20 protein-coding genes are annotated in these 22,433 nt (G+C 67.1%); 3 read left to right on the forward strand and 17 right to left on the reverse strand.

All coding sequences use genetic code 11. From position 1 onward, the window contains the following. Positions 1-21: 21 nt before the first annotated feature. Positions 22-1,209, forward strand: coding sequence for an ABC transporter substrate-binding protein (locus E5P2_RS33095; RefSeq protein ID WP_162571310.1), 1,188 nt, complete (start codon positions 22-24; stop codon positions 1,207-1,209). 7 nt (positions 1,210-1,216) lie between these two features. After that, complete coding sequence (locus E5P2_RS33100; protein WP_232080969.1) at positions 1,217-2,158, forward strand: MBL fold metallo-hydrolase; 942 nt, start codon at positions 1,217-1,219, stop codon at positions 2,156-2,158. Positions 2,159-2,174: 16 nt separating this feature from the next. On the opposite strand, the gene E5P2_RS33105 is transcribed toward E5P2_RS33100, so the two are convergent. The 12 genes from E5P2_RS33105 to E5P2_RS33160 form a co-directional block, all read right to left on the reverse strand. Next, positions 2,175-3,734, reverse strand: a complete 1,560-nt coding sequence (locus E5P2_RS33105) for an acyl-CoA synthetase (RefSeq protein ID WP_162571311.1) — start codon at positions 3,732-3,734, stop codon at positions 2,175-2,177. After that, the gene (locus E5P2_RS33110) at positions 3,734-5,542 is read right to left on the reverse strand and encodes an AMP-dependent synthetase/ligase (protein ID WP_162571312.1); all 1,809 of its coding nucleotides are present in this window, start codon (positions 5,540-5,542) and stop codon (positions 3,734-3,736) included. The genes E5P2_RS33105 and E5P2_RS33110 overlap by 1 nt, the downstream gene beginning before the upstream one ends. Continuing rightward, positions 5,542-6,327, reverse strand: coding sequence for an ABC transporter ATP-binding protein (locus tag E5P2_RS33115; protein WP_162571313.1), 786 nt, complete (start codon positions 6,325-6,327; stop codon positions 5,542-5,544). Before E5P2_RS33115 ends, E5P2_RS33110 begins: the two co-directional genes overlap by 1 nt. Then, entirely contained in the window at positions 6,324-7,151 is an 828-nt protein-coding gene (locus E5P2_RS33120; RefSeq protein ID WP_162571314.1) for an ABC transporter ATP-binding protein, read from the reverse strand. Before E5P2_RS33120 ends, E5P2_RS33115 begins: the two co-directional genes overlap by 4 nt. Next, positions 7,148-8,224 carry a branched-chain amino acid ABC transporter permease gene (locus E5P2_RS33125; RefSeq protein ID WP_162571315.1) on the reverse strand — a complete coding sequence of 359 codons (1,077 nt, stop codon included), beginning with the start codon at positions 8,222-8,224 and terminating at the stop codon, positions 7,148-7,150. The genes E5P2_RS33120 and E5P2_RS33125 overlap by 4 nt, the downstream gene beginning before the upstream one ends. A gap of 4 nt (positions 8,225-8,228) precedes the next feature. Then, the gene (locus tag E5P2_RS33130; protein ID WP_162571316.1) at positions 8,229-9,104 is read right to left on the reverse strand and encodes a branched-chain amino acid ABC transporter permease; all 876 of its coding nucleotides are present in this window, start codon (positions 9,102-9,104) and stop codon (positions 8,229-8,231) included. A gap of 166 nt (positions 9,105-9,270) precedes the next feature. Further along, positions 9,271-10,413: a hypothetical protein gene (locus E5P2_RS33135; RefSeq protein WP_162571317.1), complete on the reverse strand. Its 1,143-nt coding sequence runs from the start codon at positions 10,411-10,413 to the stop codon at positions 9,271-9,273. Beyond that, positions 10,410-11,585 (reverse strand): CaiB/BaiF CoA transferase family protein, encoded by a 1,176-nt coding sequence (locus tag E5P2_RS33140; RefSeq protein ID WP_162571318.1) that lies wholly within the window; start codon positions 11,583-11,585, stop codon positions 10,410-10,412. The genes E5P2_RS33135 and E5P2_RS33140 overlap by 4 nt, the downstream gene beginning before the upstream one ends. Before the next feature lies 1 nt (position 11,586). Further along, positions 11,587-11,985 (reverse strand): nuclear transport factor 2 family protein, encoded by a 399-nt coding sequence (locus tag E5P2_RS33145; RefSeq protein WP_162571319.1) that lies wholly within the window; start codon positions 11,983-11,985, stop codon positions 11,587-11,589. A gap of 22 nt (positions 11,986-12,007) precedes the next feature. Beyond that, entirely contained in the window at positions 12,008-12,424 is a 417-nt protein-coding gene (locus E5P2_RS33150; RefSeq protein ID WP_162571320.1) for a nuclear transport factor 2 family protein, read from the reverse strand. 8 nt (positions 12,425-12,432) lie between these two features. Further along, the gene (locus E5P2_RS33155) at positions 12,433-12,888 is read right to left on the reverse strand and encodes a nuclear transport factor 2 family protein (protein ID WP_162571321.1); all 456 of its coding nucleotides are present in this window, start codon (positions 12,886-12,888) and stop codon (positions 12,433-12,435) included. A gap of 41 nt (positions 12,889-12,929) precedes the next feature. Next, positions 12,930-14,495 (reverse strand): class I adenylate-forming enzyme family protein, encoded by a 1,566-nt coding sequence (locus E5P2_RS33160; RefSeq protein ID WP_162571322.1) that lies wholly within the window; start codon positions 14,493-14,495, stop codon positions 12,930-12,932. Between the two features lie 288 nt (positions 14,496-14,783). Here E5P2_RS33160 and E5P2_RS33165 point away from each other — a divergent pair, with 288 nt between their 5' ends. Further along, positions 14,784-15,389 (forward strand): TetR/AcrR family transcriptional regulator, encoded by a 606-nt coding sequence (locus tag E5P2_RS33165; protein ID WP_162571323.1) that lies wholly within the window; start codon positions 14,784-14,786, stop codon positions 15,387-15,389. A gap of 8 nt (positions 15,390-15,397) precedes the next feature. Here the strand turns inward: E5P2_RS33165 and E5P2_RS33170 are convergent, their stop codons facing one another. Genes E5P2_RS33170 through E5P2_RS33190 form a run of 5 tightly spaced genes read right to left on the reverse strand, consistent with a single transcriptional unit; the run spans position 15,398 to position 22,425 of the window. Then, positions 15,398-16,636: an NAD(P)/FAD-dependent oxidoreductase gene (locus E5P2_RS33170; protein ID WP_162571324.1), complete on the reverse strand. Its 1,239-nt coding sequence runs from the start codon at positions 16,634-16,636 to the stop codon at positions 15,398-15,400. A gap of 11 nt (positions 16,637-16,647) precedes the next feature. Then, complete coding sequence (locus tag E5P2_RS33175; protein WP_162571325.1) at positions 16,648-17,877, reverse strand: CoA transferase; 1,230 nt, start codon at positions 17,875-17,877, stop codon at positions 16,648-16,650. Beyond that, the gene (locus tag E5P2_RS33180) at positions 17,874-19,547 is read right to left on the reverse strand and encodes an acyl-CoA dehydrogenase family protein (protein WP_162571326.1); all 1,674 of its coding nucleotides are present in this window, start codon (positions 19,545-19,547) and stop codon (positions 17,874-17,876) included. The genes E5P2_RS33175 and E5P2_RS33180 overlap by 4 nt, the downstream gene beginning before the upstream one ends. After that, entirely contained in the window at positions 19,544-20,851 is a 1,308-nt protein-coding gene (locus E5P2_RS33185; protein WP_162571327.1) for a phytoene desaturase family protein, read from the reverse strand. Before E5P2_RS33185 ends, E5P2_RS33180 begins: the two co-directional genes overlap by 4 nt. Before the next feature lie 53 nt (positions 20,852-20,904). Further along, positions 20,905-22,425 carry a 3-hydroxyacyl-CoA dehydrogenase gene (locus E5P2_RS33190; RefSeq protein WP_162571328.1) on the reverse strand — a complete coding sequence of 507 codons (1,521 nt, stop codon included), beginning with the start codon at positions 22,423-22,425 and terminating at the stop codon, positions 20,905-20,907. Positions 22,426-22,433 lie beyond the last annotated feature (8 nt).

Below are 22,433 nucleotides of genomic sequence, written 5' to 3' on the forward strand. Positions count from 1 at the left end.
ATCAATCACAAGGAGACAAACATGCAGCGTAGAAAGATCGTCGGGGCCCTCGGGCTCGTTCCCCTCGCGATGGCGCAGCCGCGCCTCGCTTTCGCACAAGCGACGCAGGGCGTCACGGCCAACGAGATCCTGATCGGCACGATCCAGGATCTCTCCGGTCCCATCGTCTCCATCGGCAAGCCGCTCGGCAACGGCATGGCGATGCGCGTCGATCAGGTCAACGCAGCCGGCGGCGTCAACGGACGCAAGATCAGGATGCTGGTGGAAGACTGCGGCTACGACCCCAAGCGCGCCGTCCTCGCGGTGCAGAAACTGATCGGCAGCGACAAGGTCTTCGCCATGGTCGGCACGCTGGGCACGGCCATCGCGCTGGCGACGGCGCCGCTTGCGGTCGACGCCGGCGTGCCGAGCCTGTTCCCCGTCAGCGCGCACTCGGGCAATTTCGAGCCCTTCCATCGCCTCAAGTTCGCGATCCTGACGCCCTTCGAAGCCGGCATCCATGCCGGCATGATCGAGATGATCAAGCGCAACAAGTACCAGCGCGTGGCCATCCTCTATCAGGACGATGAGCTCGGCCTGGACATTCTCAAGGCCACCGAGGCGACGCTCAAGGAACAGAAGCTGCCGCTGGTCGAGAAGACATCGTTCAAGCGCGGCGCGACGGACTTCTCGTCCCAGGTGCAGAAACTGATCGCCGCCAGGCCGGACGTGGTGGTCATGGCCACCGCGACGCGCGAGACCATCAGCGCAGTGACGGTGGCGCGCCAGCAGGGCTACACCGGCGATTTCATCGGCAGCAGCGCGGCCTACCAGGCCGACGTGGCCCGGCTCGGCGGTGCGCCTCTCGAAGGCTTCCTCGCGATGGGCGAATATCCGATGATGTACCGTGACGACCCGCACAACAGCGCCGAACTCAATGCCTGGATGGATGCCTACCAGCAGCGCTTCGGCGCCACGCCCGACGTCTACGCGGCCACCGGCTGGGTGCTGATGGACATGTTCGCCAAGGCGGCCGCAGCCGCGGGCAAGGACCTGACCGTGGACAGCCTAGTCAAGTCGCTCGAGAGCTTCCGCTATCCGCGCGGCTTTCTCGGCAATCCCGAATACCGCTGGTCGCCGACCCGGCGGCTCGGAGGGGCGCAGATCCGCGTCTCGCAGGTGAAGAACGGCCGCTGGGTTCCCGTCACGGACTTCCTCGAATTGCGATAGGCCATCCATGGACCTGCATGCCGAGCGGATCGAATGCGCGATGCCGGACGGGCCGCCGGTGTCAGGCATGCGGCTGGGTCCGGTCGAAGTCTTCCTTGGCGCGCAGTCGGGCAAGTTTCCCGATGGCAACCAGGTCATCGTGCGCGGCAGCGACGCCATGGCCGTGTTCGACACGCCGATGGTCGCCAACCGGATCGCCACGCGCCTCGCCGATGCCGATCTCGTCATCCTCGGCCACGTGCATGAAGACCACGCGGCCGGCCTGCACCTCCTGCCGCACGTCCCGCTGCACGTGCCGCGCGCCGACGTCGACGCGATCCGCTCGCTCGATGGCCTGCGCCGGCACTACGGCTACAGCCCGGGCGTGGTCGACGCCATGGTCGAGCGCGCACGCACGGACTTCCACTTCGTGCCGCGCCCCGATGCGCTGGCCTACGACGACGGTGCCACCTGGGAGCTGGGCGGCCTTCGGGTGCGCGCCATCCACATGCCAGGACACACGGCCGGGCATTCCGTCCTGCTGATCGAGCCGCTGGGCATCGCCTTCATCGGCGACATCGATCTCTCGAGCTTCGGCCCCTACTACGGCGATGCGTGCTCCGACCTCGGCGCGTTTCGTCGCACGCTGACCCGGATGCTCGACCTGCCCGCGCGCGCCTGGATCACCTCGCACCACAAGGGCATCGTCATGGAGCGGGCCGGTTTCAGCGCGCAGCTCGAACGCTTCGCCGCAGTCATCGAAAGGCGGGACGAGGCCTTGCTCGCCGCATTGCGCGAGCAGCCTGCCACGCTGGAAGAGCTCGCCGCGCGGCGCTTCGTGTATCCGCCCTCCTTCAACGATCTCTTCGTGCCGGATGTGGAGCGACGGGTGGCACTGCAGCACCTCGAGGCGCTGATCGGATCGGGCCGAGTCGAACGCCGGGGCGCGCACTACGCCGCGATGGCGTAGGTCGCCGCTGCGCGCTTCAATGCACCCGGCGGCTGCGCCCGACCCAGAACGGCTCGCGCAGCGGGTTCTTCGCGATCTTGCCGGCGGCTGTCTTCGGCAGGGGATTGGCCGAGATGTCCATCGAGCGCGGGCACTTGTAGCCGGCAATGAGCGTGCGGCAATGCGCCATCAGCTCTTCCTGCGACACCGTGCGCCCTTCGCGCGTGACCACCACCGCGTGGACGGCCTCGCCCCACTTGTCGTCGGGAATGCCGATGACCGCGCACTCCAGTACCGCCGGATGCCTGTGCACGGCATTCTCGACCTCGGCCGAGTAGACGTTCTCGCCGCCGCTCACGATCATGTCCTTGACGCGATCGACGATGTAGATGAAGCCGTCCTCGTCCATGCGTGCCGCATCGCCGGAATGCATCCAGCCATCGCGCAGCACGCGCGCGGTGGCGGCGTCGTCGTTCCAATAGCCGAGCATCACGTTGTCGCCCCGGATCGCGATCTCGCCCACCTGGCCGAGCGGCACTTCCTCGCCGGCCGGATCGACGATGCGGACTTCGCAGACCGCGCTGGCGCGGCCCGCGGAGCCGATCTTTTGCGCCATCTCGCCCTCCAGCACGTGATAGCACGCAGGCAGCGTGGTGGCCATGCCGGCGGTCTCGGTCATGCCGTAGGCCTGGATGAAACGCCACGTCGGCAGCTTCTCCATCGCGGTCAGCAGCAAGGTGTGCGGGATCGGCGCGCCGCCGTAGATGCAGGTGCGCACCGAGGCCAGGTCGTAGTCGTCGAAAGCCGGATGCGCCAGCAGCATGTTGACCATGGTCGGTATCAGCACCACGCTGTTGACCTTGTGGCGCGAGATCGCCTGCATCACCGGTTCGGCCTCGAACTTGGGCAGCATCACGTTGGTGCCGGCGGCGGCCGTCGTGTACCAGACATAGGCCGCGCCGGCGAGGTGGAACAGGCCCGCGACATGCATGTGGACGACGGCCGTCTCGCCCGGCGGGTGCGCGGCGAGCCAGCTCCACGCGAGCGACAGCGCATTCCTGTGCGAGAGCATCACGCCCTTGGGATGGCCCGTGGTGCCGCCGGTATAGAAGATGGCGTACAGGTCATCGCCCTGGCGGCCGGCATCCTCCACCGGCGCGGCTTGCGCGACGGCCTCCTCGAACGAGGCGCAACCGGCCGGCACCTCGCCGTCGTCGAGGAAGAAGATCCGGCGCAGGGCCGGATCCTTGCGCAGTTCCTCGACCATCGGTGCGAAGGCGGTGTCCACGATCAGCACCGCCGCGCCTGCCTCTTGCATCGCATAGGCGATTTCGGCGGGCGCCCAGCGGATGTTGAGCGGCACGATCACCGCCCCGGCCCACGGGACCGCGTAGAGCAGCTCGGCATAGCGGTCGCTGTTCATGGCCAGTACGGCCACCCGATCGCCGTGATCGACACCGGCCGCGCGCAGGGCACCGGCAATCCGCGGCGCGCGCCGCAGCATCTGGGCCCAGGTCACGGCGCGCGCACCGCATTGAACGCCCACGCGCAGGGGTTGCATCCGCGCCGCGCGGCGCAGGGACTGAGTGATTTGCATCAGGCGTACATCGATTCGATATGTTGTCGATAGCGGGTCTCGACCGTCCAGCGGCGCAGCATCCGGGTCGGCGTCATCTCCTCGTCGCCTGGCTCGAGATCGACCTCGATCAGGTGGAACCGGCGCACCCGGTGCGCGGCCTCGAGCTGTTCGTTCGCGCGATCGATCTGCGACTGCAGCAAGGCACGCACCTCGGCCGCCTGCGTCAGGCCGCTGAAATCGGGGAACGATACGCCGACCTGCTGCGCGTGATGCTCCACCTTGTCGCGCGCCAGCAGGATGACGGCGCTCGGATAGGCGCGCCCTTCGCCGAACACGAGTGCGTCCTGCACATACGGCGATTCACGCAACAGCTGCTGGATGCGGCTGGCGGGAATGGGATCGCCCGAAGCCGCGGCCATGCGCTCGCTGACGCGACCCGTGACCTCGACGAAGCCGTCGGCATCGATCCGGCCCAGGTCGCCGGTGCGAATCGGGGCCGGCTCGCTGGCAAAAACCCCGCTCGCAAGCAGCTCGCCGCTGCGAGGGTCGATGGCGACCGTGGCGACCGACAATGCCTTCCCGACGAAGCCAGGCCTGAAGTCGGGCAGCGCGTTGACCGTCGCGATGCCGAGCGTCTGGGTGGTGCCCCACACCTGCACCACGGGAATGCCCATCGCGAAGTACCACTCGGCCAGCGCCTGCGGCAAGGTGGCATCGACCACGATCAAGTGACGGCAGCGATCGAGCCCCATGAAGCGGCGCACGTTGTTGAGAATGAAGGTACGTCCGAGCGCGCATTTCAAGCGCAATGCCGGCCCCGGCGCTTCGTTTCGCAACACCTTCCGCGCGACCTCGGCGCCGCAGGCGAGCGCCCATTCGAAGGCGGCACGCGGAATGCGGCCAGCTTCCTCGGCGGCGCTGCCGACCTCGGCCCTGAGTTTCTCGAGATGACGCGGCGTCGCCGACAGCAGCGTCGGCGACACCTCGCGCAGGTTCTCCGGCACGGTGTCCAGGCCCTCGGCGAAGCTGATGCAGGTGCCCGCGAGGATCGGCAGGTAGACGCTGAGCAGTCGCTCGTTCGCGCGCGCCCACGACATGAAGCACAGCTTGCTGTCCTGCGCCGTGTAAGGGACGCGTTGCTGTAGCGCGCGACAGGTCTCCAGCACGGCGCGGTGCGAATGCACGACGAACTCCGGCGCGCCGGTGGTGCCGGCGCTGCAGGACAGGATGGCGGGTGCCTCTGGCGACAGAGCGACCGCCGGCATCGTGGACGCAGCCTCACGGCCGAGCGCGCGCAGCGCCTCCCAGCTCGTCGAGCGATCCGAATCGGCGCGCAGCCCCTGATCGTCGGCCACCGTGCTGCGAAGCATGACGACGCGCAGGCCCGCGGGCAGCCGGCCCTCCCCATCACGCAGGCGATCGAGCTGCTCCTCGTCCTCCACGAAGGCCAGGACAGCGCCGATGCGGCCGCACAGCCCGGCCATGTCCCGCGTCAAGCCCGGCGACATCGCGGCCGAGACGGCGCCGATCGTCATGATCGCGAGATCGGCCAGGATGCACTCCTGGCGGGTGTGCGAGACGATGCAGACCACCTGGCCGCGCTCGACGCCGAGCGCGCGAAGGCCGGCGGCGGCCTCGCGCACGGCCCGTCCCGCCTCGCTCCATGTCACGCTGGCCCAGACGCCCAGTTGCTTGGCGCGCATGAAGACCTGTTCGGCCCGGCTGCCCGCCGCGCCGAAGAACACCGCCGGCAGCGTCTCGCCGGGCTGCAGCGTGGCGGTCCGGGCGGCGTGCTCGGCGCGCGCGAGATTCCACAGATGGATCATCACCAGACCTTCCTCTTCTTTCCGGCCGGCTGAACGCCTGCCGCCGGCGTCTCCTTGATGCCCAGGTAGAACGCCTGGATATCCTTGCGCTCGCGCAGACGCTCGCAGCTGTCTTCCATCACCACCCGTCCGTTCTCCAGGATATATCCGTAGTCGGCGACATTGAGCGCCATGTTGGCGTTCTGTTCCACCACCAGGATGGCGGTGCCGCGCTCCCGGTTGATGCGCACGACGATCTCGAAGATCTCGTGGGTGAGTCGCGGCGACAGGCCCAGGCTGGGCTCGTCCAGCAGGATCAGCCGCGGCTGGGCCATGATCGCGCGCGAGAGGGCCAGCATCTGCTGCTGACCTCCTGAGAGCAGGCCCGCCGGCTGCTTCGCGCGATCCCGAAGAATCGGGAAATAGCCGAAGACCTGCTCGATGTCGCGGCCGACCGCATCCTGGTCCTTGCGCGTGTAGGCCCCCATCAGCAGGTTGTCGCGCACCGACAGCAGCGGAAACACCTCGCGCCCCTCCGGCACATGCAGCAGGCCGAGCTTGACGATCTCCGCCGGATCGAGCGACGTGATGGCGCGGCCCTCGAAGCTGACGCTGCCCTGCAGCGGATCGAGAATTCCCGAGATGGTCTTCAGGATCGTGGACTTGCCGGCGCCGTTGGAGCCGAGCACGGTGCAGATCTCGCCCGGCGCAACGCGCAGGCTCACGCCGCGGATCGCCTTGACGGCGCCATAGGCGCTCTCGATGTTCTTCAGTTGCAGCATTGGCTCGTTGGCAGCAGCACTCATCGCACGCCTCCCTCGCCGTAGCGCAGCGGTGGATGGCGGCGAAAGCCCGACAGGTCGCCGGATGCGCCGAGGTAGGCCTCGATCACGCGGGCGTCGGACTGCACCTGCGATGGCGTGCCGAGACACAGGATCTCGCCCTGGTTCATCGCCAGCACGCGGTCCGAGACGCTGGAGACCAGCGACATGTCGTGCTCCACCATCAGCACCGTCACGCCGAGCTGGCGCTGGATGCTGCGGATCCACGCGCCCATCTGCGCCGTCTCCTCGACATTGAGACCGGACGAAGGCTCGTCCAGCAGCAGCAGGTCCGGCTGGGACACCAGGCCGCGCGCCAGCTCCACCACCTTGCGGATGCCATACGGCAGGCCGGCGACCATCGCGTCCCGGTAGTGCTGCATGCCGAGGAATTCGATCACCACTTCCGCCGCGCGGCGCACCTCGCGCTCCTGCGCGCGCGCCTTGCCCGTGAACAGCGCGTCCTGCCAGAAGCGCGTGGCGCTGTGCCGATGGCGGCCGATGAAGAGGTTCTGCAGCACCGTCGCGTGCTCGAACAGCTCGATGTTCTGGAAGGTCCGGGCGATGCCCTTGCGCGCGATGTCGTGCGGTGCGATCGCGGAGATGTTCTCGCCTTTGAATTCGATGGTGCCCATGCTGGGGTTGTAGATGCGGCTGATCAGGTTGAACACCGTGGTCTTGCCGGCGCCGTTCGGCCCGATCAGGGTGAAGACTTCGCCGCGCGCCACTGCGAAGCTGACGTCATTGACGGCGCGCAGGCCGCCGAAGCTCACTCCGAGTCCCTTGGCCTCCAGCAGTGTCGTGCTCACTTGACGCGCTCCGATTTCAGGAATGCCTTCTGGCGGCGGAACATGCCGCGGCGATACAGGGGAAACGACTCCATCCAGATGCGCAGCTTGAGCCAGCGCCCGTACATGCCCATCGGTTCGAGCATCACGAACGCGACCAGGATCGCGCCATAGACGAAGGCTTGAAGGCCGGTCGCCTGGCCGATCACCGCCGGCAGGAAGTTCTTCGCCCAGCCGATCACCGGCGGCATCGAGATCAGGAAGATGGCACCCAGGAAGGCGCCATGCACCGACCCGAGGCCACCGATCACGATCATCATCAACAGGTCGATCGACTGCACGATGTCGAACTGCTCGGGCGAGATGTAGTGCAGCTTGTGCGCGTAGAGTGCGCCGCCGATACCCGCCAGCGCAGCCGACACCGCGAACGACAGCGACTTGTAATAGGCCAGCGGGATGCCCATGCTCTGCGCCGAGATCTCGGAGTCGCGTATGGCAACGAAGGCGCGGCCGGTCGGCGAGCGCAGCAGGTTCAGCACGAACAAGGTGGCCAGCACTGCGCACACCAGGCAGATGAAGTAGAGCTGCAGTTCGCCGTTCACAGGCAAGCCGAAGGTCTGCAGCGTGGCAACCGTCTTGCCCGCATTACCGCCCGTCACCGATTCCCAGCGCGCGATGATCTCCTCGACGATGAAGCCGAAAGCCAGGGTGGCGATGCCGAGGTACATGCCCTTGACGCGAAGCGCCGGCAGTCCGACCACCACCCCGGCAGCGGCCGTGAGAAGCGCCGAAGCGGCGAGCGAAACCGGCAATGGCCAGCCGCGCGCGGCCAGGTAGGCTTCGGTGTACGCCCCGATGCCCAGGAATGCGGCGTGGCCGATCGAGAACAGGCCCGTGAAGCCGCACAGCAGCATGAGCCCGAGCCCGACGATGCCGTAGATCAAAATGAAGGTCACCTGCGACAGCAGATAGGGCGAGAGCATCCACGGTGCCGCCACGAGCAGGATCAGCAGCAGCAGATACCAGGTGCGCTGACCGGGTTGGCGGGCCAGGTCGATATCCTGGTCGTAGCGGGTCTTGAAGGGATAGCGCATGAGCTCAGACCTTCTTGCGCACGTTGTCGCCGAACAGCCCGTTCGGCTTGACCACCAGCACGATCAGCACCACGACATAGGCGGCCACGTCCTTGAAGCCTTCCGGGAGATAGAAGCCGGCCAGGCTCTCGATCAGCCCGATCAGCAGGCCGCCGACGATCGCGCCCGGCAGGCTGCCGAAGCCGCCGATCACCGCCGCGGGAAAGGCCTTGAGCCCGATGAACCCCATGCCGGCGTAGACGAAGGTGAAGGGCGACAACAACAGGCCGGCCAGCGTGGCCACCGCGGCGGCCAGGCCCCAGACCAGGCCGTTCAGGCGCTTCACCGGAATGCCCATGTAGTAGGCGGCGATCTGGTTCTGCGAGGACGCTTGCATGGCGATGCCGACGCGGGTGAATCGGAACAAGGCATAGAGCGCCAGCGCGAGCGCGATGGTCGTCCCGATGACGACGAGCTGCTCGGCCGGCAACACCAGACCGGCGGGCCGGAAGACCACACTCTTGTAGGGCACCGGCAGCGTATGGGTCTCCGTGCCGATACCCGGGATCATGGTGATCGCGCCGCGTGCCATGTAGCCGAGGCCGAAGGTCAGCATCACCACGCTGAAGGCCGGCTGGCCCAGGATCGGACGCAGCAGCAGCCGCTCGATCAGCATGCCCAGGCCGACCATCAGCACGACGGCCAGCAGGCAGCCCAGCAGGAAATGCAGCTTGAGCACATCGATCACAGCCCAACCCAGAAAGGCACCAAGCATCATCAACTCGCCCTGCGCGAAATTGATGGTTTCCGTGGCCTTGTAGATCAGGACGAATCCCAGCGCCACGAGTCCGTAGATGCATCCCTGGGCGAGTCCGCTCAAGATGATTTGCAATATCAACAAAGCCAGTTCCTTGTCTCTCGGGCAGGCCGCGCAACGCATGCTTCCGCGTTGCTCACCTTCGTTTAATTAGGCCGACGCGTCGGACTGTATATGGAGTATGGTCGATCGGCTGCCCGGTCCTATTGGGGTATCCCCGCATCCCGGTGCATGCCGCCTCGGCACGCCGCTACATCATGGGTTGCTGCTGGACCTCTGGATACTTGGCGAAGCCCTCGGCGACACCGCCTTGGATGGTGCCGTAGCCGACCGCATCGCCGTCGCTGAACTCGATGACCTGTTCGGCGAGCGTGCGCAGCTCGCGACGGGTTCCCGGGTCGGCCAGATTCCAGGCCTGCGTCGCGGTGTGCAGCGGACCCTTGTCATCGCCCTGGAACCAGCCCCGATAGCCTCCGTACATGCCGGCCTTGAGCGACAGCCAGCCCGGCAGTGCGCGCATGCGCAAGATCTTCCGGCGACCGTCCGCGAAGCGCAGGCGAAGCGTGCCGCCGGCGATACGTTGCGCGAACGGATCCTCCTGCCATTCGATGTCGTGCTCGACCTCGACGATCTCGCTCGCAGGCCGGCCTGCATGCGGGGGGTAGCTTTCGTTGGCGACGAGCGAGCGGACCTGGCCCGGCGCATCCTCCTTCAGGAACAGGTGGATCCCGTGGCCCTCGAACTGGGCACACACCCAGAGGAACATCATGGGCCGAAAGCGCGTGAGCGGCGGCGACGACGCGTCGGTGCGCGCCTCGGTGCGCAGGCCCCAGGACCGATCGCGCGCGCCCCAGCATTGCGTGCCGGCCACCTCGGTGCGCGAGCCCTCCAGCTCGACCCAGCCGGTGTAGTGGCCGAACTGGATGTAGCGCGAGACGTCGGCCATCAACTGGCCGCCGCGCACCACCTTGTCGCGACCCTCGTCGTTCGGCGCCATGGCGGCATTGAAGCGAAGATCCAGCGCGAGCCCCGACGCGTTGGCACCGAGCTGGATGCGGTGCGCCTTCAGGCCCTCCTCGACCGTGATGCGCATCGCGCCGATCGCGGACACGAGGGGATCGACCGCGCACTGGCGCGACGCGCTGAAACTGTACTGCCGGCCGCCACGGCTGACGCTGACATACCCGTCCATCACCTTGCGGTTGGCGTAGTAGCCGAGGCCCGCGCCGAAGACGAAGTCACCCTCCGGCACCAGCGCACCCATGTACCAATAGCGTTCGGTGAACATGGCATGCGGGGTGTCCGCGATCGCAGGCGTCGTGACCTGCTGCCCGTCGGTCGTGAAGTGATCGGCGCTGCCGTGTCCCAGCCCATCGTCTTGCGATGCAATCATTCAACAGCTCCCGCAACTTCGGCCGTGCCCAGCGCCACCAGTTCCCGGGCCTCGCTCTCGCTGTAGCCGGCGTGCACCAGCAGTTCGATCGTCTGGCTGCCGGCCGGCGGCGAGACGCCCGGCACGTCGCAGGCCGTGCGGCTGAAGCGGGGCGACGGTGCGGGTTGCGCCGCGCCATCGACCTCGACGAAGGTGCCGCGGGCGATGTTGTGCGGATGGGCGGGCGCTTCCTCCAGGCTGAGCACGGGCGCGAAGCACCCGTCGCCGCCCTCCAGCAACTCGCACCACGCGTCGCGGCTGCGCGTGCGGAAGACCTCTGCCAGCCTGCGCTTGAGCAAGGGCCATTGCGTGCGATCCCACTGGTTTCGAAATGCCGGGTCGTCGATGCCGCACCGCTCGAGCAGCAAGGCGTAGAACTGCGGCTCGATCGCGCCGATCGAGACGAACTTGCCATCGGCACACGCATAGGTGCCGTAGAAGTGCGCCGAGCCGTCGAGGAAGTTGCTTTCGCGGCCTTCCTGCCAGAAGCCCTTGTTGCGCAAGCTGTAGATGGCGGCCATCAAAGTCGCGGCGCCATCGGACATCGCGGCATCCACCACCTGGCCCTGGCCGCTGCGCGATGCCTCGAACAAGGCGCTGACCAGTCCGAAAGCCATCAGCATGCCGCCGCCGCCATAGTCGCCCACGAGGTTCAGCGGCGGAAGGGGCGGCTGATCGGCCGCGCCCATGGCATGCAGTGCACCGGAGATCGCGATGTAGTTGATGTCATGGCCGGCGGCCTGGGCGAGCGGGCCCGACTGGCCCCAGCCGGTCATCCGACCGTAGACCAGGCGCGGGTTGCGCGCGGTGCAGGCCTCGGGGCCCAGACCCAGCTTCTCGGCGACGCCCGGGCGAAAGCCCTCGATCAGGATGTCGGCCTTCGCGACCAGGCGCAGCACGGCCTCCGTGGCGCGCGCATCCTTGAGGTTGAGCGCGATGGAGCGCCGGCCGCGATCGACGATGCCGTCGTTGCGCATGATGCGTTCGAGATCGCCGCCGCCGGCGCTGCGCGGACGGTCGATGCGGATCACGTCCGCGCCCATGTCGGCCAGCATCATGCAGGCGAAAGGCGCCGGGCCGATGCCGGCGAGTTCGATGACGGTGACGCCCGCGAGCGGGCCGCTTCTTTTCATATCAGAGTTCGAGCTTCATCAGGTCCTGCAGGACGGTGGTCTCCATGAAGGCCTCGTCACGGCACAGCTGGTTGCCGCGAACCATGCAGATGTCCATGCCGCGCACGGTGCGGCTGGGCCCGCCCTCGCGTCGGCGGATCGCGCAGTCCCACAGCACGGCCTGTCCGTCCTGGCCTTCGAGCCGGTACTCCTCGGTGACCACGAACTGCATGTCCCAGCGTTCGAAGAACTTGCGCAGGTACCGGCGCAGGTTGGCCTTGCCGATGATGCGCTTGCCGGTCTTGGGGTCGCAGTAGATGACATCGTCGGTGTAGGTGTCGAGCGTGGCCTCGAGATCGAGGGTGTTCCACATGTCGATGCATCGACGGGTCGCGCTGAAGATCTCCTGGTCGGTCAGCATCGTGTTTCCTTCAAAGTGGTGGTCATGCGGCCGCGGATTCGAACAAGGCCTCGAGCGACGCCAGATCCATGTAGGACTCGTCGCGGCAGACCCGGTCGCCGCGCAAGGCACAAAGATTCATGCCGCGCTGCATCACGATCTGCTCGCCCAGCGCGCCATCCGGCATCCTGCGCCGCACCGCGCATTGCCAGAGAACGATCGCGGCGTCCTGGCCTTCGAGGCGATGTTCCTCGAGGACGGCGAAGCGCGTGTGGAAGCGGCCGAAGAAGTCGGCGAAGTGACGTGTGAGATCCGCCTTGCCCTTGATGCCTTTGCCGGCCTTGGTGTCCCAGTAGACCGCGTCGTCCGTGTAGATGTCCAGGATCCGGGCGAGATCGCCCGACTCGTAAGCCTCGAACCGGCGCGCCGTGGCCCGGCCTATTTCCTTGGTCGGCAGCATGTCGGTCCTCAGGCTTTCTTCCAGTCGGCGATCCACAGGGCCGAATCCCAGTAGTCGATGTGCTTCAGGATCTTGCCTTCCTTGTTCACGGTAGCGAAAGTGACACCGTCCACCGAGAACGACGACCCGTCCTGCGGCGAGATCCGGTCGTGGAAGCGCAACGCCTTCTCTCCGTCGTATTTGCCTTCCCACACCCATTCGGCCGCGAAGCCGTTCTCGCCCTTGATCACGTTGGTGAAGGTCACGGTGCAGTTCGGCGAAAAGCCGAAATACACGCGCATGAAACGCTTCATGGCGTCGGCGCCCCGGATGACGACGCCCGAAGCCTTGTCCACGTATTCGCCGTCGGGCGCATAGAACTGCAGCAGAGTGTCGGTGTCGCTCCAGGCATCGCCGTAGGCAGAAACGAAGTCCGCATCGGCAAAGGTGCGGATTCTCGGTGGGGTCGCAATGGGGGTACTCATGGAAGGTCCTTCATGGATGGAAATGATTGAGGATCGATCGCTCAGCTTCCGGCGATCCGACTGGCATGGCCCGACCAGAAAGGCGCCTTGAGCTGGCTTCTCTGCACCTTGCCGTTGGCCGTTCTCGGCAACTCGGTGGTGAAGTCGATGGACGTCACTTTCTTGACGCCTCCGACAATGGAACGCGTATGTGCCGTCAGTTCTTCTGCCGACACCTGCGCGCCGGGCCGCAGCACCACGACGGCCCTGGGCGTCTCGCCCCACTTCGCGTCGGGAATGCCGAACACGCAAGCCTCGGCGACGGCCGGATGCTCGTGCAATGCGCTTTCCAGTTCGGTGGGCCATATGTTGAAGCCACCCGAGATGATCATGTCGTCCTTGCGATCCACCAGGTACAAAAAGCCATCTTCGTCGAGATAGCCCATGTCGCGCGTCAGGACGCTGCCGTCGGCGAGCTTGCGGGCCACCGTGGCATCGGGGTCGCCCCAGATCCCCGACATCGTGCTCGGGCCCAGGACGGCGATCTCTCCGATTTCCCCGGCGGGCAAGGCGTGGCCCTTCTCGTCCCTGATGGTGACCGACACGTTGGCGCTTGCGCGGCCGACCGATCTCAAGCGGCGCAGCTCGGCTTCCGTTCCCTGCGTCACGTGCTGATGGGGAAGGAGCATCGTCGCCGGCACGGCCTCGCTCTGGCCATAGAGTTGATGAAGACAGGGGCCGAAGATCTCGATCGCTGCGCGCAGCGTCGCCGGCGCGATCGGCGATCCCGCATAGAGCAGGCATTGAAGCGACGACAGATCGAGTGAGCGGGCTTCGGGTTGGGCCACCATCTCCCGGATCATCACCGGCGCGACCGCCGCGTGCGTGATCGCTTCGGACGCGATCAGTTCGAGCGTGCGCCTGGGATCGAAGGCGATCATCGGAACGATGCGCGCGCCCACGGCGAGCGCACTCCACAGGAGGGCGACGCCGAGGTGCGCCAACGCGATGGGCACCAGGTACCGGCTGCGTTCGTTCATGGTCGGCGTGACCCACGCCCATTCGTTGTTGAATGCCTCCCATCGCTGGACCGTGTGAAAGATGCCCTTGGGCTTCCCGGTGGTGCCGCTGCTGAAGCGAATGATGTGGACGTCGTCCGGACGCACGGGGACCGCCGGGTCCTTGGGCTCGGCAGCGGCGATCGCGGACTCGTAGTCCTCCGCACTGTCGCCGCACGGCCCGCCGTAGACCAGGACCGCCTTCAATTCCGGCAGATCCCCCAGCAACGGGGCGATGTCCACGAAGTACTTGGCCTGGATCACCAGGATCCTGGCGCCCGTCAGGCCCAGCAGGTACCGGTTCACGGCCGCCGAGTTGTACGTGTAGAGCGTTGCGCGTGCACAGTTCGCGAGTGCGCATGCGGCTGCGATCTCGATGGTTTCGAATGCGTTGTCGGACAGGACCGCCACGCGATCGCCCGGCGCCGCGCCACGCGAGATGAACGCATTGGCCAGCCTGCAGGCCCGATCGAACAGTTCCTTGTAGGTCTGCTCCCGGCCCTCGAAGGACACGGCCACGCAAGCGGCGTAGCTTGTCGCCGCACGTCGAATGATTGCTGAGGGTTCCAACTGCGCATCTCCTTGTGTTGCTCGATGGCCTCTCGCCGGCTGCCCGGTTCAGGGTGCTGGTCGCCGATTTCTATTTTAGTCCGTCCAGTCAGACTAACAATGATTTTGCGTTGACCTCGGCAAATCGAACCTAGGGCATACCCGGATGCCGGCGGGCCATCGCATCAATGCCGCAGGCCCGATGACATGGCCGCGTCCGTCGTCGCGCCGCCTAAGTTAAACTGACGCGTCGGACTTGATGAGTGCGACGATGACGATCCGCGTTCTCCAACATTAAAAGCGGCACCTATGACACGCGAGAGATCCGAAGACTACGACAGCAAGAAGCAATTGATCATCGACCGGGCCGCGGAGCTCTTTGCCAAGAAGGGTTTCGAGCTGACGACCATGGTCGAGGTGGCCAACGCCTGCAATGCCTCCAAGTCGCACCTCTATCACTACTTTCCGGCCAAGGAAGACCTGCTCTTCGCGGTGGTCAGCGAGCACACCCGAAGCCTCACCGACATCCTGTCAGACGTAGTGAGCCTGCCGGTGCCGGCGGAGGATCGGTTCGCGAGGTTCGTCAAGACCTTCGTCGAAAAGGCTTCGGAGTCGCGCAACGAGCATCTCGTGCTCGTGAACGACCTCAAGTACCTGCCGGATGCCAAGCGCAAGCAGATGCGCAAGATGGAAGGCGACCTCGTCGACATGATGATCGGCCTGCTCAAGGAGATCAATCCGGCGATGATGAAGGCACCCAAGGTCCAGGGCCCCTATGCCCTGCTGCTTTTCGGCATGATCATCTGGACCTTCACCTGGTATCGCAAGACGGGCGAGATCTCGCCCAGGGAACTCGCCAACCGCATCTCCCAGCTGTTCCTGTTCGGCTTCAAGGACCACGCGTTCGAGGCCTGACCCGACCGTCAGCCAGGCAGCAGCGTCTTCAGCGCGACACCTTCGTCGGCAATGTCCGATGCAGCCAGCCGCGCGCGCGCAGCCACCAGCTTCCTGGCGACCATGAAGTCCGCCGGCTTGTTGACCACATCCGCCGCCAGCAGTTCGCCCGCTCTCAGATAGAACGCCGAGAATGCGCGGCTCGCCTTGTCGCCGCGCACCACGCATTCGTCGTAGCCCTGCGACAGGCCCACCATCTGCAGCTTGAGGTCGTACTGGTCCGACCAGAACCAGGGGACCGGGTCGTAGGGCCTGGGCTTGCCGCACATCGCCGCGGCCGCGGTGCGCGCCTGCTCGAGTGCATTCGGTACCGACTCGAGGCGGATCGTCCGGCCGTAGAGACCGCTCGGCATGACGGTGCAATCCCCGGCGGCAAAGATGTGCGCGTCCGAGGTGCGCGCGAAGGCGTCCACCACGATGCCGCCCGCGACCTTCAGCCCTGCGGCCTCGGCCAGTCCGGTGTGGGGGATCAGGCCGATGCCCACGACGAGCAGGTCGGCCTCGAAATCCTCGCCAGCCGCAGTCACGGCGGCCACGCTGCCGTCGGGTCGCTGGTGCAAGCCGATCTCGCCCACGCCGGTCAACACGCGCACGCCCTGCTCACGATGAATGTTCTCGTAGAAGCCGGACAGCTCGCTGCTGGTCACCCGGGCCAGCACGCGGGACTGGAGCTCGATCAGTGTGACCTCGGCCCCCAGCTGCCGCGCCGATGCGGCGACTTCCAGTCCGACATAGCCACCGCCGATGATGACGACGCGCGAGCCGGTGACGAGGCGTGCGCGGATCGCATCGGAATCGTTCTGGCTGCGCAGATACGACAAGTTGGCCGGCGGCCGTCCTTCGGCGTCAAAGGTCTGAAGCCGACGTGCCTCGCCGCCGAGACAGAGTGCGAGCTTCGTATAGGCGAGCGAGCTTCCGTCCGCGAGACTCAGCGCCCCGGCGGCCCGATCGATCGCCTCGACGCGCGTCCCGAGCCGCAGATCGATTCGCGCTTTGGCGTAGGTCTCTGCAGGCCGGATCTGCAACGCATCGGCCGACGACGCACCGGCGAGATAGGCCTTGGACAACGGTGGCCGGTGGTACGGCAGCTGCGGCTCTTCGCCGATCAGCACGATGCGTCCCTCCCAGCCTTGCTGACGCGCGGCGATCGCGAGTTCGGAACCGGCGGCGCCGGCACCGATCACGACGAGTGTCTCCACGGTGTCCATGGAAATTCCCATCAGTTCACGGGCGCTGCGATCACGCCCTTGTCGTGCAGGCGGCCGATCTCGCCGGCCGTCAGTCCGAGCACTTCGGCGAGCACCTCCTGCGTGTGCTGGCCGAGTCGCGGCGCGGCGCATGTCTGTGCTTCCTCGGCAGCGCCGAAGCGCAGCGGCTGCCCAGGCATCAGGTAGCGGCCCACGCCCGGCTGGTCCACTTCGCTGAACACCGAGGCGGCGCCGGCGCGCACCTTGTCCGATTCGGCCGCCACCCTCTGTCTCACCGTCTGATAGCGGCCCCAGCAGACGCCGAGCCTGTCGAAGGCGGCTCGTGCCTGCGCGAAAGGCGTGGCTGCGCACCAGCGAGCGACGATCCCGGCAATGTCTTCGCGCGCGCGGAAGCGATCGCCTTCGCGGTCGAGATCGAGGCCCAGGCGGGCGCCCAGCTGCGCCACCGCCTCCTCCATCTGCATCGCCTGGCACATCGTGCGCCATTGCTTCGACGTGAGCGCGACCAGCATGATGCGCACGCCGTCGGCGCAGACGAAGTCGCGACCGAAGGCGCCGAACAGATAGTTGCCATGGCGCGGCCGCTCCGCGCCGAGCTGCGCCTCGGCCACCAGCCCCAGATGGCCGGCGCAGGCGAGCGCGACATCCTCGAGCGCGAGCTTCACGTGCTGGCCCAGGCCCGTGCGCGTGCGCTGCCGCTCGGCGGCCAGCAGACCGGTTGCCGCCATCTGCCCGGTCACCAGATCCCAGGCAGGAAGGACATGGTTCACGACATCATCCCCAGCCCCGTGGCCGGTGAGGTACGGCAGGCCGATCGCGCAATTGACCGTGTAGTCGACCGCCGAACCGCCCTGCCTGTCGCCCTGGATCGTGAGCTGGATCAGATCGGGCCTGCGGCGCGACAGGTCCTCGTACGCGAGCCAGCCACGCGGCGGAAAGTTGGTGACGAACAGGCCGGCGTCCGGACCCGGCGCGCAGATGATCGCGGCTGCAAGCTCCCGCCCTTCGGCCGATGCCGTGTCGAGCGCCACGGAACGCTTGGACTTGTTGAGGCCGCACCAGAAGAGACTGGTGTCGTCCGGCGTGACCGGCCAGCGCCGGTGATCCAGTCCTCCCTGCAGCGGATCGATCCGGATCACGTCGGCGCCCATCTGCGCCAGGCTCATGCCGCCGAGCGGCGCGGCGACGAAGGCCGAGGCCTCGACCACGCGCATGCCGGCCAGGATCCGGCTGTTGCTCATGTCAGAGCCTCCTCCAACAGCGTTCGAGCCACCACCTTCAACGCAAGTGTCTCTTCCGCGCCCTCGAAGATCGACAGCACCCGCGCGTCGACGAAATAGCGGCTCACCGGCGTTTCTTCCGCATAGCCCATGCCGCCGTGGATCTGCAAGGCCTCGCGCGTGACGAGCTCTGCCGAGCGGCAGGCGAAGAGCTTGACCAGGCTCGCTTCCATGCGCCCGCGGCCCTGATCGAGCATCGCACCGACCGCGTAGGTGAGCTGCCGGCAGGCGGCGAATCGCGCCGCCATCCTGGCGATCTTGGAGGAGGTCAGCGGACAGTCGATCAGCGGTGCGCCGAACACCTTGCGATCGCCCGCATAGCGAACCGCTGCGTCGAGCGCGGCGCGCATCACGCCCGTGGCGCGCGCCGCGGTCTGCATGCGCCCACCCGTCATGCCGGCCATCGTGAAATAGAAGCCCTGCCCCAGGCCTTGCGCTTCGCCGATCACGCAGCGATCGGGCACGAAGAAATTCTCGAACGACAAGTCGAAGGAATGCATGCCACGGTAGCCGATCGTCGGAATCGCCTTGCCGCGCAGACGGCCGCCGCCCTCCTGTGCAATGTCGAAGGCATGCGCCTCCGTGGAGGGCTTCTCGACCAGCAGCACGCTCAGGCCCTTGTGGCCCATCGTGCGGTCCGGATCGGTCCGCGCCACCACCATGATCAAGCCCGCCTTGCCGGCGAAGGTGCACCAGGTCTTGGCGCCGTCGAGCAGCCATCCGCCATCGGTCGGCGATGCCTTCAGCGAGAGGCCGGCCACATCGGAGCCATGGTCGGGCTCGGTGATGGCGATGGCGCACAGCGGCTCGCCGGCCGCGATCCTGGGCAGCCAGGCGGCCTTTTGCGCCGGGGTGCCGCCAGCGATCAGCGCACGGCTCAGGATCTCCGGGCGCGTGATGAGGCTGCCTGCCGCGGCAAGTGAAGCTTCGGACAGCGTTTCGGTCACTGCGATCATCAACGGGTTGCCGTGGCCGGTCTCCGGCGCACTGCCGCCATAGGCTTGCGGGATCGCGAGCCCGAAGACCCCCATCTCGCGCAGCGGGCCGAGCAGCGTCTCCGGCACCGTCAGGTCCTGGCGGTGGATCTCTTCGGCCATCGGCGCCACCACCTCGGCGGCAAAGCGCCGGAAGGCTTCCTGCGCCATCGCGACGTCGTCGGCCATGGGGACCGGCCCAAGCGCGCTCTGGGTCGTCGCCACCATGCGACCGGTGGCGTCGAGCGCATCGATGCCGAGCGTCTCGCGCCGCAGCGCGATCGCCGCCGCGCTGCGCGCAAGCGCATGCAACGGTGCCGCGTCGATCCCGAATTCGAGGAAGACGGCGTCGAGGCGGCCCCCCACGCTCAGCATCGCTTCGGCCGCGAACAGCAGCGCCAGGCGCGCATCGAGCGGCGACGATGCGGGGTGCAGGCTTTCGAACGCAACCCGGGTTGCCAGCAATTCCGCCGCCGCATGGGCCAGCTCGAAGGCAGGCACCTGCACGCGATCCAGCAACTTGCTGCTGAGCCGGCCTTCTGGCGCGCAGGCGCGGGCCATCGCGTGCGTCGCCTCGGCGAGGTGTTCACGAAGCCGGGCCACCAGCGCGGTGGCAGCGCCGATGCCCTGCTCGCCGGTCCCGGCGGCAGCTTTCATGCGGGCTGCACCTGGGCGAAATAGTCGTCGACTTTCTGCGCAACGAGCTTGGCCGTCAGTGCGCACGCCTGCGTGCCGCCATCGCCATAGTCCTTCACGCCGTCGCCCACGTTCCACAGATTCGCCAGCGGCGTGTCCTGCGGCATGTCGTAGCCGGCGCAGGAGCGCTGTGCCGGCCACTCGCCGCGCATCACGCGCACCGATAGCATCTTCGCCTGGTCGAACTCGGGGAACTCGTCCCGCAGATCCTGGAGCGAAGCCTCGACTTCCGTCTTTTCGTCGAACTCGCCGATCGCCGGGATCGGCACGGCGTAGGCCACGTACTGGTACCAGCCTTCCGGTGCGATCTCCGGGCACGTGGCCGTGAGCTCGCCCATGTTGCACAGGCGGCGCGTCTTGCCGAAGGTCACGAGGCCGGGCGTGTCGAGCAGGCGCTTGCGCGTCGCGAAGTTGATGACGATGTTCGCGGCCGGCTTCAGCACGCTCTGCGTGTCCGCCGCGTAGCGGGCGCCCAAGGCGTCGCCCGCCAGGGCGACCAGTCCGCGCGGGCCGATGTTGCTGATCACCACGCCGGCCGAGACTCGGACCGTCACGCCATGGCGCTCGATCGCAACCGACGCGACCCGGCCGTCGTCCACCTGCAGTCCGGTCGCGGATGCGTCGAGCCAGATCTCGCCGCCCTTTTCCCGAATGCCCGCGGCCAGGTCATTCCAGACGCCGATGGTGCCGCGCGGACAAAAGCCGAAGCGCTTGAACGCGCCCTTGATCGCGAAGTAGGTGAGGAAGGCGCGCGCCGGCACCTCGTCGGAATTCGCTGCGAAGATGGCCGCGCACAGGTTGCGGAAGATCGCGTGCACGGTCTCGTTCTTCGTGTACTGCGACAGCCATTCCTTGGTGTTGAGCTTTTCCTCCGGCAGGTCACCCTGGCGCGCATCGGCGAACTTCGCACCGATCTTGGCGGCCTGCTTGGTGAACGTGCCCAGCAACAGGCCCCAGCCGCCACCCTTGGAGACATTGATGAGCTTCTTGTCGATGCGAAACACGGTCGCCGGCGAAGGCTCGCGCACATCGAGCGGCACGCCCAGCAGCTTGAAGGTCTCTTCGAAGGTGCTGCCGAGTTCGAGCGCGATCGCGCCGACGTTGACGTTGAAGCCCTCGATGATTTCGGTGGAGGCGCGTCCTCCGACGCGGTCCTTCGATTCGACCACCAGCACCTTGCGGCCCGCGGCTGTCAGACGCGCCGCGGCGCAGAGGCCGCCGGCGCCGGCGCCCAGAACGATGGCGTCGTAGTTTGCTTCAGTCATGTGGATTTCCAGTTCGAACGAAAGTTGAAAGACAGACAGATCGGAGGCGGTGTTCACGCGGCGTGGCGTTCGGCTTCCGGCGCAAGCAGGGACAGGCCGAGCGCGGCGCGGCGCGCGAGCCACGGGCTGGGCCGGTAGCGGGGATCGCCTGTCGCGGCCTGCAACTTGTGCAGGATCTCCAGGATCCGATTCGCACCCAGCCGGTCGCCCCAGCCGAGCGGTCCGAAGGGATAGCCCAGCCCCAGGCGGACCGCATCCTCGAGGTCCTGCACGCTGGCGATGCGCCGCTGCGCGATATTGGCGGCGATGTTGACGATGACGGCCAACACGCGCTGCACCACGAAGCCGGGGCTGTCGCCGATGACCGTCACGGCGACGCCATCGGTGGCCAGCATCGCGCACGCCGCATCCCGCCAGCGCGGTGCCGTGACGGCCGACAGCATCAGCGTGCGGTGCCGATCGAGGCCAGGCAAGGGGTCGACGCCGACGCAGCGCAACGGATCGAGCCCGCGCGCGGCACAGACGCTGGAGACGTCATGGCCCCAGGGTTGCACGACGAGCAGGCAGTCATCGGACGGGTCGGCGGCCAGGGTCGCGCCGGCCGCGCCGACGATCGCGCTCAATGCCGCGCGGTCGGCGGCTTCCTCGTCGATCCAGACCGCAAGGCCCGCCTCGGGCACCGGCACGGCTCGCGGCGCGGACACGATTTTCTGGCCATCGCGATAGCGGTACCAACCCTCGTCCGTCTTGCGGCCGAGCAGGCCCGCGGCGATGCGAGGCGGCACCAGGGCCGACGGCCGGAAGCGCGGCTCCTGGTGGAACTGGGCGTAGATCGATTCCATTACCTTGCCCGATACGTCGAGCCCGGTCAGGTCCAACAACTCGAACGGCCCCATGCGAAAGCCCGCAGCCTCGCGCAGCAAGGTGTCGACCTCCTCGACCGTGGCCACATGGTCTTCGACGATGCGCAGGCCTTCGGTGTAGAGACCGCGTCCCGCGTGGTTGACGAGGAAGCCCGGCTGGTCCTGCGCGACCACGGCGCGGTGGCCGGTCGCGGCGACCAGTGCGCGCAGCTGCTCGACCACGGCCGGCGACGTGCGCACCGCGGCGATGATCTCGACCACCTTCATCAGAGGCACGGGATTGAAGAAGTGAAGTCCGGCGACGCGCTCCGGATGCCGGCATGCGGCGGCGATGTCGGCCACGGTGAGCGAAGAGGTGTTGCTCGCGAGAATCGCGTCGGGTCGCAGCACCGCCTCCAGCATCGCGAACATGGCGCGCTTGGCCGCCAGATCCTCGACGATGGCCTCGATCACCAGGTCGCAGGCCTCGAGCGCCTCGATGTTCGGGCAGGCGCGCATGCAGGCCGCGACCTCGGCTGCCGCAGCCGCCGTCATCCGGCCCTTCTCGACCGCCCGGGCCATCATGTCGTTCACGTAGGCGACGCCCTTTTGCGCAGCACCTTCCATCGCGTCGAAGCACAGCACGGCATGCCCGGCCTGCGCCAGCCACTGCACGATGCCGCGGCCCATGGTTCCGGCGCCGATCACGCCCACGGTCTTGGGTGTCTTCATGGGCTCGC

It is taken from the genome of Variovorax sp. SRS16 (assembly GCF_901827165.1).
In the GTDB taxonomy this organism is placed as follows: Bacteria; Pseudomonadota; Gammaproteobacteria; order Burkholderiales; family Burkholderiaceae_C; genus Variovorax.

Excerpts from the sequence above, each read along its gene's own strand:
- E5P2_RS33095 (WP_162571310.1), top strand. The coding sequence starts at position 22 with ATGCAGCGTAGAAAGATCGTCGGGGCCCTCGGGCTCGTTCCCCTCGCG.
- E5P2_RS33100 (WP_232080969.1), top strand. The coding sequence starts at position 1,217 with ATGGACCTGCATGCCGAGCGGATCGAATGCGCGATGCCGGACGGGCCG.
- E5P2_RS33105 (WP_162571311.1), bottom strand. The coding sequence starts at position 3,734 with ATGCAAATCACTCAGTCCCTGCGCCGCGCGGCGCGGATGCAACCCCTG.
- E5P2_RS33110 (WP_162571312.1), bottom strand. The coding sequence starts at position 5,542 with ATGATCCATCTGTGGAATCTCGCGCGCGCCGAGCACGCCGCCCGGACC.
- E5P2_RS33115 (WP_162571313.1), bottom strand. The coding sequence starts at position 6,327 with ATGAGTGCTGCTGCCAACGAGCCAATGCTGCAACTGAAGAACATCGAG.
- E5P2_RS33125 (WP_162571315.1), bottom strand. The coding sequence starts at position 8,224 with ATGCGCTATCCCTTCAAGACCCGCTACGACCAGGATATCGACCTGGCC.
- E5P2_RS33135 (WP_162571317.1), bottom strand. The coding sequence starts at position 10,413 with ATGATTGCATCGCAAGACGATGGGCTGGGACACGGCAGCGCCGATCAC.
- E5P2_RS33140 (WP_162571318.1), bottom strand. The coding sequence starts at position 11,585 with ATGAAAAGAAGCGGCCCGCTCGCGGGCGTCACCGTCATCGAACTCGCC.
- E5P2_RS33145 (WP_162571319.1), bottom strand. The coding sequence starts at position 11,985 with ATGCTGACCGACCAGGAGATCTTCAGCGCGACCCGTCGATGCATCGAC.
- E5P2_RS33150 (WP_162571320.1), bottom strand. The coding sequence starts at position 12,424 with ATGCTGCCGACCAAGGAAATAGGCCGGGCCACGGCGCGCCGGTTCGAG.
- E5P2_RS33155 (WP_162571321.1), bottom strand. The coding sequence starts at position 12,888 with ATGAGTACCCCCATTGCGACCCCACCGAGAATCCGCACCTTTGCCGAT.
- E5P2_RS33165 (WP_162571323.1), top strand. The coding sequence starts at position 14,784 with ATGACACGCGAGAGATCCGAAGACTACGACAGCAAGAAGCAATTGATC.
- E5P2_RS33170 (WP_162571324.1), bottom strand. The coding sequence starts at position 16,636 with ATGGACACCGTGGAGACACTCGTCGTGATCGGTGCCGGCGCCGCCGGT.
- E5P2_RS33175 (WP_162571325.1), bottom strand. The coding sequence starts at position 17,877 with ATGAGCAACAGCCGGATCCTGGCCGGCATGCGCGTGGTCGAGGCCTCG.
- E5P2_RS33180 (WP_162571326.1), bottom strand. The coding sequence starts at position 19,547 with ATGAAAGCTGCCGCCGGGACCGGCGAGCAGGGCATCGGCGCTGCCACC.
- E5P2_RS33185 (WP_162571327.1), bottom strand. The coding sequence starts at position 20,851 with ATGACTGAAGCAAACTACGACGCCATCGTTCTGGGCGCCGGCGCCGGC.
- E5P2_RS33190 (WP_162571328.1), bottom strand. The coding sequence starts at position 22,425 with ATGAAGACACCCAAGACCGTGGGCGTGATCGGCGCCGGAACCATGGGC.